This window comes from Bradyrhizobium sp. MI1.3 (genome assembly GCF_055811695.1).
Map to the genome: position 1 here is coordinate 1 of NZ_JBVVPQ010000134.1, position 8,579 is coordinate 8,579.

The 8,579-nt window shown below is 66.3% G+C and carries 6 protein-coding genes; 3 read left to right on the forward strand and 3 right to left on the reverse strand.

Annotated features, from left to right (window positions below; translation table 11 throughout):
* Window positions 1–137: 137 nt before the first annotated feature.
* Window positions 138–1,745 carry an L-aspartate oxidase gene (locus AC0L3A_RS39215; RefSeq protein WP_007594941.1) on the forward strand — a complete coding sequence of 536 codons (1,608 nt, stop codon included), beginning with the start codon at window positions 138–140 and terminating at the stop codon, window positions 1,743–1,745.
* 11 nt (window positions 1,746–1,756) lie between these two features.
* Window positions 1,757–2,635, forward strand: a complete 879-nt coding sequence (gene nadC / locus AC0L3A_RS39220; RefSeq protein ID WP_007594942.1) for a carboxylating nicotinate-nucleotide diphosphorylase — start codon at window positions 1,757–1,759, stop codon at window positions 2,633–2,635.
* A 4-nt stretch (window positions 2,636–2,639) separates the two neighbouring features.
* Here nadC and AC0L3A_RS39225 read toward each other — a convergent pair whose 3' ends face one another.
* The 3 genes from AC0L3A_RS39225 to AC0L3A_RS39235 form a co-directional block, all read right to left on the reverse strand.
* Window positions 2,640–4,094, reverse strand: coding sequence for a cell wall hydrolase (locus AC0L3A_RS39225; RefSeq protein ID WP_007594945.1), 1,455 nt, complete (start codon window positions 4,092–4,094; stop codon window positions 2,640–2,642).
* A 473-nt stretch (window positions 4,095–4,567) separates the two neighbouring features.
* On the reverse strand, window positions 4,568–7,522 hold the full coding sequence (ppdK, locus tag AC0L3A_RS39230; protein ID WP_007594947.1) for a pyruvate, phosphate dikinase: 2,955 nt from the start codon (window positions 7,520–7,522) through the stop codon (window positions 4,568–4,570).
* 96 nt (window positions 7,523–7,618) lie between these two features.
* Window positions 7,619–7,774, reverse strand: a complete 156-nt coding sequence (locus AC0L3A_RS39235; RefSeq protein WP_007594951.1) for a DUF3096 domain-containing protein — start codon at window positions 7,772–7,774, stop codon at window positions 7,619–7,621.
* Between the two features lie 223 nt (window positions 7,775–7,997).
* On the opposite strand from AC0L3A_RS39235, the gene AC0L3A_RS39240 reads away from it, so the two are divergent.
* Window positions 7,998–8,351: a DUF1236 domain-containing protein gene (locus tag AC0L3A_RS39240; RefSeq protein ID WP_007594952.1), complete on the forward strand. Its 354-nt coding sequence runs from the start codon at window positions 7,998–8,000 to the stop codon at window positions 8,349–8,351.
* Window positions 8,352–8,579 lie beyond the last annotated feature (228 nt).

The following is an 8,579-nucleotide window of genomic DNA, read 5'->3' on the forward strand; positions in this document are numbered from 1 at the left end:
CGCGCTCCCGCTCTCCGCTCCTTCTCTTAATAAACAAACCACCCCCCCCACCCCCCCCCCCGCCGCCCCCCCCCCCCCCCCCCCCCCCCCCCCCCCCCCCCCCCCCCCCCCCCACAGCTGAGAGCTTGGAGAAAGCTATGACAACAAACACCATCCACCCCCTCGCCCGCAGCGCCGACGATGTCGTCATCGTCGGCGGCGGTCTCGCCGGACTCTTTTGCGCATTGAAGCTCGCGCCGCGGCCGGTGACATTGATCTCGGCCGCGCCGCTCGGACAGGGCGCGTCATCCGCATGGGCGCAAGGCGGCATCGCCGCCGCAATAGCTGAAGGCGATACGCCGGAAGCGCACGCCGCGGATACGATCGCCGTTGGCGGCGGCATCGTCGACGAAGCTGTCGCATTGGAAATCGCGCGCGAGGCCGCGCCGCGGATTCACGATCTTCTCGCCTATGGCGTGCCGTTCGACCGCGATCTCGCAGGCAGGCTCGCCGTCGGGCGCGAAGCCGCACATTCGGCGCGGCGTATCGTGCATGTGCGCGGCGACGGCGCGGGCGCCGCCATCATCGCAGCCCTGAGCGAGGCCGTGCGGCGCACACCATCGATCCGGCTGATCGAAGGCTTTGTCGCCGAAGCGCTGTTGACCGAGAACGGCGCTGTCATCGGCCTTCAACTGCGCGAAGTCCGCAATTACGCCGCACGGCCGGTCCTCCTCGCTGCGCGGACGGTGGTGCTCGCCACCGGCGGCATCGGCCATCTCTATGCCGTCACCACCAATCCGCGCGAGGCCAGCGGATCCGGCCTTGCGATCGCCGCACGCGCCGGCGCGGTCATTGCAGATCCCGAATTCGTGCAATTTCACCCGACCGCCATCATGGTCGGCCGCGATCCCGCGCCGCTCGCCACGGAAGCCCTGCGCGGCGAAGGCGCGACGCTGATCAACGGCCGTGGCGAGCGTTTCATGGCGGCGCGCCATCCGCTCGCCGAGCTCGCACCGCGCGACATCGTGGCCCGCGGCGTGTTCGCGGAGATCTCGGCCGGGCGCGGCGCCTTCCTCGATGCGCGGCAGGCGCTGGGCGCACGTTTTGCCGACAGGTTCCCGACCGTTCATGCAAGCTGCATCGCCGCCGGCATCGACCCCGCCACGCAGGCCATCCCGATCGCACCGGCGGCGCACTATCACATGGGCGGCATCGCGGTGGACGATCGCGGCCGCAGCTCGATCGACGGGCTCTGGGCCGGCGGCGAAGTGTCGTCCACCGGCGCGCATGGCGCGAACCGGCTTGCGTCGAATTCGCTGCTGGAGGCCGTGGTCTACGCCGCGCGCATCGCCGACGACATCGCCGGCCGCACCATTCCCTCGCCCGCGCGCCTTGCGGACGTGCCGACGCCGCGGGGCGACGCGCCGGATGCTGCGGACGTGAACCGGCTGCGGACGCTGATGAGCGCGCATGTCGGCGTGATCCGCAATGGTGAGGGGCTTGCGGAGGCGGTCCGCAGCTTCGCCGCGCTCGAATGCGAGGCCGCGAGCATCACGGTCCGCAACATGGCAACGGCAGCCCTGCTCGTGGCGGCGTCGGCCTGGAACCGGCGCGAGAGCCGCGGCGCGCATTTCCGCTCCGACCATTCCGCGGACGTTCCCGCGCTCGCGCAACGCACGATGACGACGCTCGCAGCAGTGCGCGAGATCGCAGATGGCCTAACCGAACGCCCGACACCACGCATCGCGCAACCCATGATCGCTTGACGGAGTCCGCCATGATCACCCCAACCTCTCTGCTCTACCCCGACGCCTTCCTCTCCCCGCTCGCGATCGACGAGGCTGTGCACCGCGCGCTCGATGAGGATCTCGGCCGCGCCGGCGACATCACCTCGCTTGCGACGATCCCCGAGGCAACGAAGGCGCAAGCGATCCTGGTCGCACGGCAATCCGGCGTGATCGCCGGCTTGCCGCTGGCGCTCGCCACCCTGCAAAGGCTTTCGCCCGACATCGAGGTACGCGCACATGTTCGCGACGCCGCGCGCGTCGCCCGCGGGCAGCAGGTGCTGACGATCTCGGGGCCGGCACGCGCCGTCCTCACGGCGGAGCGGACCGCGCTGAATTTCGTCGGCCGCCTGTCAGGCGTTGCGACGCTCACGGCGGACTATGTTGCGCGCACCGAGGGCACCCGGATGCGGATCTGCTGCACGCGAAAAACCACGCCGGGATTACGGGCGTTGGAGAAATACGCGGTACGTTGCGGCGGGGGCTTCAATCACCGCTTCGGGCTCGACGACGCGATCCTGATCAAGGACAACCACGTCGCGGTCGCCGGCGGTATCCGCCCCGTGCTGGAGCGCGCCCGCGCCCATGCCGGCCATCTCGTCAAGATCGAGATCGAGGTCGACACGCTGACGCAGTTGCGCGAGGTGCTCGACACCGGCCTCGCCGACGCCGTGCTGCTCGACAACATGGACATTGCGACGCTGCGCGAGGCCGTTGGGATCAACGAGGGACGCCTCAAGCTGGAGGCATCCGGCGGCGTCACCCTGGGCTCGATCGCAGCCATCGCGGCGACCGGCGTCGACTACGCTTCAGCCGGCGCGCTGACGCATTCGGCACCGAATTTCGACTGCGCGCTGGATATCGAGATGTGAGGCGCTACCTTCGCTCGGTCGTGCCCATCTCGGCGGAGCTCTTGGCTTCCTGGGTGAGTTCGGCGGAGAGCGCGGCGGTCTGCGCCGGCGTGCCCCAGCTCGGTTCCTCGCTGCCGTCGCCCCAGGCGCGTGGGCGATAGAAGGTGTGGACGCCGGTCTTGTACATCTTCTTCATCTCGGCGACCCAGGACGGGCGCACCCAGTAGGCGTGGTAGTGCGTGGACTTGCCGACCTCGGGCAGCCAGATCTGGCCGTCGAGCATGGCCTTCGAGATCTTTTTCGCACGCTCCCACATCTCGGGCTCGCGGATCACGTCGGCATTGTTGTCGCAGGCAAAGGTGAACTGGCAGGCGAGATGCCGGTGCTTGTTCTGATAGACGGCGCCGCACACCGTGTCCGGATATTTGCCGGAGAACACGCGGTTCATCACCACCTGCGCAACCGCCATCTGACCGCGCACGGCTTCGCCGCGGGACTCGAAATAGACGGCCTCCGCGAGGCATTTTTCGGACTTCGCGCGCGACTTGTCGTCGAGCGCGAGCCGTTCCGCCGGCGATCTGGCACGCTGGTTGTCGACGTTGACCTCACCCTTCGGCGCGACGCTCTCGCCACTTTCGATATCCTTCGCAAGATCCTCCGACGGCGGCGACAGCGAGGCCGTCACCTTCATGTCGGGGTCGGGCATCACGATCAGCGGCTCCGCACCGGGTTGCCAGCTCTCGATGCTCTCGACGTTGCCGCCGAGCGAGGAACTGCCGAAGAATAGGTTCGAGATCTTGACGCGGAACGGATCGCGCGGCGGTGCAGCCGGAATGGTGGCCTGCTTCAGCGCTTCGAGCGGCTGGAGCGCGATCGAGCGCGCGGCGTCGCTGGCCTTTGGCGCATTGGTGTATTGCGGCAGCGGCGGCGCGCGCAGCGCCTCCGCGAGTTCGGGATCGAGCGCGGCCGCGGACTCCGGCGACATCGCCTGTGGCAGCGCGACGGTCTTGGCGCCGAACACCGAGCTGTTCGACGTCGCGGGATCTTCCTGCGTCGGCGCTGCCGTCGGCGCGCCCGCTTCGGGAGCCTGCGTCGGTGTGACCGTTGCGAGGCGGTCACCCTTCATCGAGCGATCGACCTTGGGAAAATCGGCGGCCTGGTAGCGCGGCGGCGCCTGCAGCGCCGGATTGCGGCTGATCGCGCCGGTGACGTCGCGGCCGTCGAGGCTCGCGAGACGAACCATCGCGCTCTGCGGAGCCGAAGTGCCGATCGGCCGGGAAAAACTGTAAGTGGCCAGCTGTATGGAGGACGCAGCAGAGAATACCTGCTTCTGCCAACGCTCCGCGACGCCGGGTTGGCGCGCCAGCAGCGAGGCAATGTCCTGATAGCCGGTCTCTCTCGGCATCAATGCGAAGATGCAGAGACCGATGCCGAAGGACGCGAACCGCGCGCCCTTCGGATGGGTACGCAACAAAAACATCGATACGCTCACGCTACGCTTACGCTAGAAAAATCGAGCCGCAGTACATCCGTGCAATTCGATCTTTATCGTGAGTATCTAATTTAGGTTGCCGGGGCGTTAATCGGCGTTGCGCATGCGGCACACGCAATCAATCGCAGGTGTTTTCACGGGGCGATGATGCGCATTGGTAAATGCGCCCTCACGCGACGCGGTAAACAATTGGTCAACGCGAATGGTGAAGGAACTCTTGCTCGCACGTGTCATTACGGGACGCGCGATGGGTTCCCGGTATTGCGCGATGTGCTCACACGCACGCTCCTCAAGCTCGTCATTGCGAGGAGCTCTTGCGACGAAGCAATCCAGACTGCTGCCGCACGAAGATTCTGGATTGCTTCGCTACGCTCGCAATGACGGCGTGGAAGCAGTCGAGCCTCAAAAAGAAAGAGGCGGGGCTTGGCCCCGCCTCTCCGCATTCAGCATTTCAAATCGGCTTATGCCTGGCTCGCAACCGCTTTGCCGAGCGCGGCTTGCGCCGCCGCGAGGCGGGCGATCGGGACGCGGTAGGGCGAGCAGGAGACGTAGTCGAGGCCGATCGCGTGACAGAAGGCGACGGAGGCGGGATCGCCGCCGTGCTCGCCGCAGATGCCGACCTTGAGCGAGGCGCGCGTCTTGCGGCCGCGTGCGACGCCGATCTTGACGAGCTCGCCGACGCCTTCCTGGTCGAGCGCGACGAAGGGATCGATCGGCAGGATGCCCTTGGACACGTAGGTGCCGAGGAAGCTCGCGGCATCGTCACGGCTGATGCCGTAGGTCGTCTGCGTGAGGTCGTTGGTACCGAACGAGAAGAACTCGGCGCTCTCCGCGATCTCGGCCGCGAGCAGGCAGGCGCGCGGCAGCTCGATCATGGTGCCGACCTGGTAGGTCAGCTTGGTGTTGGTGTCGCGCATCACCGCCTTCGCGGTGGAATCGATGCGCGCCTTGACGAGGTCGAGCTCCATCTTGGTGGCGATCAGCGGCACCATCACCTCGAGGCCGACGGCCTTGCCGGTGCGCTTCTCGGCCTCGACTGCCGCTTCGAAGATCGCGCGCGCCTGCATCTCGGCGATCTCGGGATAGGCGATCGCGATACGGCAGCCGCGGAAGCCGAGCATCGGGTTGAACTCCGACAGCTCGCGCGCGCGGTCGGCCAGGCGCCGCGGGTCGGTGTTCATGGCGCGCGCCACTTCCTCGACCTCGGCATGGGTGTGCGGCAGGAACTCGTGCAACGGCGGATCAAGCAAGCGGATCGTGACGGGCAGACCCTTCATGATCTCGAACAGCTCGACGAAGTCGGCGCGCTGCATCGGCAGCAGCTTTGCCAGCGCAGCGCGGCGCGACTGCTCGTCCTCGGAGAGGATCATCTCGCGCACCGTGCGGATGCGCGTCTCCTCGAAGAACATGTGCTCGGTACGGCACAGGCCGATGCCTTCCGCGCCGAACTTGATCGCGGTGTGCGCGTCTTCCGGCGTGTCCGCGTTGACGCGCACGCCGATCTTACGGACCTGGTCGGCCCATTTCATTAGCGTGCCGAACTCGCCGGACAGCTCGGGCTCGATCATCGGCATGCGGCCGGCGAGCACCTGGCCGAGCGAGCCGTCGATGGTGATGACGTCGCCGGTCTTGAAGGTGCGCGAGCCGATGCTCATGGTGCCGCGGCCGTAATCGACGCGGATGGTGCCGCAACCGGAGACGCAGGGCTTGCCCATGCCGCGCGCGACCACCGCAGCATGCGAGGTCATGCCGCCACGGGTGGTCAAGATGCCTTCGGCGGCGTGCATGCCGTGGATGTCCTCGGGGCTGGTCTCGATCCGGACCAGAATCACCTTGCGACCGTCGGCCTGAAGCTTGGCCGCCTCGTCCGAGGAGAACACGATCTCGCCGGAGGCCGCACCCGGCGAGGCCGGCAGGCCGGTCGCGATCACGTCGCGCTTGGCATTGGGGTCGATGGTCGGATGCAGCAGCTGATCGAGCGAGGCGGGGTCGATCCGCGTCACCGCTTCCTTCTTGGTGATCAGGCCTTCATTGGCGAGCTCGACCGCGATGCGCAGCGCCGCTTTCGCGGTGCGCTTGCCGCCGCGGGTCTGCAGCATCCAGAGCTTGCCCTGCTCGACCGTGAACTCCATGTCCTGCATGTCGCGGTAGTGCTTCTCGAGCAGCGTGTAGATCCGGGTCAGCTCGTTGAAGGCTTCCGGCATCGCCGATTCCATCGACGCCTTGTCGGAGCCCGAGTCCTTGCGCGCTTCCTCGGTGATGTCCTGCGGCGTGCGGATGCCCGCCACCACGTCCTCGCCTTGCGCGTTGATCAGGAACTCGCCGTAGAGCTTGCTCTCGCCGGTCGAGGGATTGCGCGTGAAGGCAACGCCGGTCGCCGAGGTCTCGCCCATGTTGCCGAACACCATGGCCTGCACGTTGACCGCGGTGCCCCAGGATTCCGGAATGTCGTGCAGCCTGCGGTAGGTCACCGCGCGCGCGTTCATCCAGGATGAAAACACCGCGCCAATGGCGCCCCAGAGCTGGTCGTGCGGATCCTGCGGAAAATCCTTGCCGGTTTCGCGCGCGACCGCGTCCTTGTACTTGCCGACCAGATCGACCCAGTCGTCGGCGGTGAGATCGGTGTCGAGCGTGTAGCCCTGGCTGTCCTTGAAGGTGTCGAGGATTTCCTCGAAATGATGATGCTCGAAGCCGAGCACCACGTCCGAATACATGGTGATGAAGCGGCGATAGCTGTCATAGGCGAAGCGGCGATCGCCCGACAGTTCCGACAGCGCTTCCACGGTTTCGTCGTTGAGGCCGAGATTGAGCACGGTGTCCATCATGCCCGGCATCGAGGCGCGGCCGCCGGAACGCACGGAGACGAGCAGCGGGTTCCTGGAATCGCCGAAGATCTTGCCGGTCAACTTGCCGACATGGTCGAGCGCCTTCTCAACCTGCGACTTCAATTCCTTGGGGTAGGATTTGTCGTGCGCGTAGAAATAGGTGCAGACCGAGGTCGGGATGGTGAAGCCCGGAGGCACCGGCAGGCCGAGATTGGCCATCTCGGCGAGGTTGGCGCCCTTGCCGCCGAGCAGGTCGCGCATCTCCGCTTTGCCCTCGGCCTTGCCGTCCCCGAACGTGAACACCCACTTGCCGGCCTTGGCCGCAACAGGCGCCGCCTTGGTTGAAGCAGCCTTGCTCGGTACCGACTTCGCGGCGACCTTCGGCGCAACCGGCTTCTTCGGCGCCTTCGCAACAGCCTTGGAAACGGCCTTGGCCGCAGGCTTCACAGCCGGCTTGGCAGCAGCCTTGGCCACGGGCTTCGGGGCGCGCTTGGCAAGTGCCTTGCGGGCCGCCGGCGCGGCTTTCGCCTTGGCAGAGGACTTTGATTTCGCTGGCATTTTCGCTGAAGTTTTCGAGGCGGCTTTGGCCATAGCTTGCACACAACCTGCGAGAGGAATGGGTAATCGCGGGCCTTACACCACTTTGGGCAGGTCCGCGCAAGTCGAAGAGTTCCGTAGAATGAAGGCCTAGAGATGGAGCCACTTCAACAATCCGAGCCCGATCGCACCATTTATGATGAGAAAAATCGCGACGATCAGGTTCAGCAGGCGCGGCATGATCAGGATGAGCACACCCGCAAGCAGCGACAGGATCGGCGAGATATGGGCGACGGTGATGTGCATGAACTTTCTTTCCGTGGGGTGGGGGCGAATCGCGGCGGGATCATAGCGGACTAGGTTCCGCGGGTAGAGACGCACTGGGCGGGCGCGAGTTCCCGGCTTCGCGAAAACTGCCCGAAAATGCCGCGAATGCGGCGGCCGTTTTCCGGAACATCGCGAAGACGCATGCATTGGCAACCGGTCGCGCCATTGGCGCTTCCCGAAAACCTTCTCGAAGGAGTTGCCCATGCGGAACAGGATTCTTGCTCTTGCAGCGCTCGCGGCCGCGATCGGCTCGCCCCTTGCGGCGCAGGCGCAAAGCAGCGTCACAGTGGGACGCGCACCCGTCGTCGTCGACAGCGGTCCGACCATTGCGGTCGAGCAGCGGCCGGCGTTCCGCGACTATGTCGTCGAACAACGTGTGCCGGCTTTCCGCATCCCGGATCGCGTGGTGGTCGGTGCCACCTTACCTGAAAGCGGCGTGACCTATTATGACGTGCCGCAACGTTTCGGCGCCACCACCTATCGCTACACCGTCGTGAACGGCGAGACCGTGCTGGTCGAGCCGCGCTCGCGGCGCATCGTCGAGGTGATGGACTAGCGTCTTCAGGGATCGACTAGGTGTCCGGCGCGTCACATCAATCAGGCTGACGCGAGCAGTAGAGTCGGACATCAGGCCCCGCCCGGTCCTCCCCCCGCCGGGCGGGGCTTTTTGTGCTTCGTGTGTGCGTGCTCTCGTGTCCCGGACGCGACGCAGCGCGTAGCGTTGCGGCGCAGAGCCGGGACCCAGAATCTTTTGCGGCGGCATGGGCCCCGCTCTGCAGCGCAC

What these genes read in the sequence shown, in the direction of transcription:
- AC0L3A_RS39215 (WP_007594941.1), top strand. Translation starts at nt 138, where the DNA reads ATGACAACAAACACCATCCACCCCCTCGCCCGCAGCGCCGACGATGTC.
- nadC (WP_007594942.1), top strand. Translation starts at nt 1,757, where the DNA reads ATGATCACCCCAACCTCTCTGCTCTACCCCGACGCCTTCCTCTCCCCG.
- AC0L3A_RS39225 (WP_007594945.1), bottom strand. Translation starts at nt 4,094, where the DNA reads ATGTTTTTGTTGCGTACCCATCCGAAGGGCGCGCGGTTCGCGTCCTTC.
- ppdK (WP_007594947.1), bottom strand. Translation starts at nt 7,522, where the DNA reads ATGGCCAAAGCCGCCTCGAAAACTTCAGCGAAAATGCCAGCGAAATCA.
- AC0L3A_RS39235 (WP_007594951.1), bottom strand. Translation starts at nt 7,774, where the DNA reads ATGCACATCACCGTCGCCCATATCTCGCCGATCCTGTCGCTGCTTGCG.
- AC0L3A_RS39240 (WP_007594952.1), top strand. Translation starts at nt 7,998, where the DNA reads ATGCGGAACAGGATTCTTGCTCTTGCAGCGCTCGCGGCCGCGATCGGC.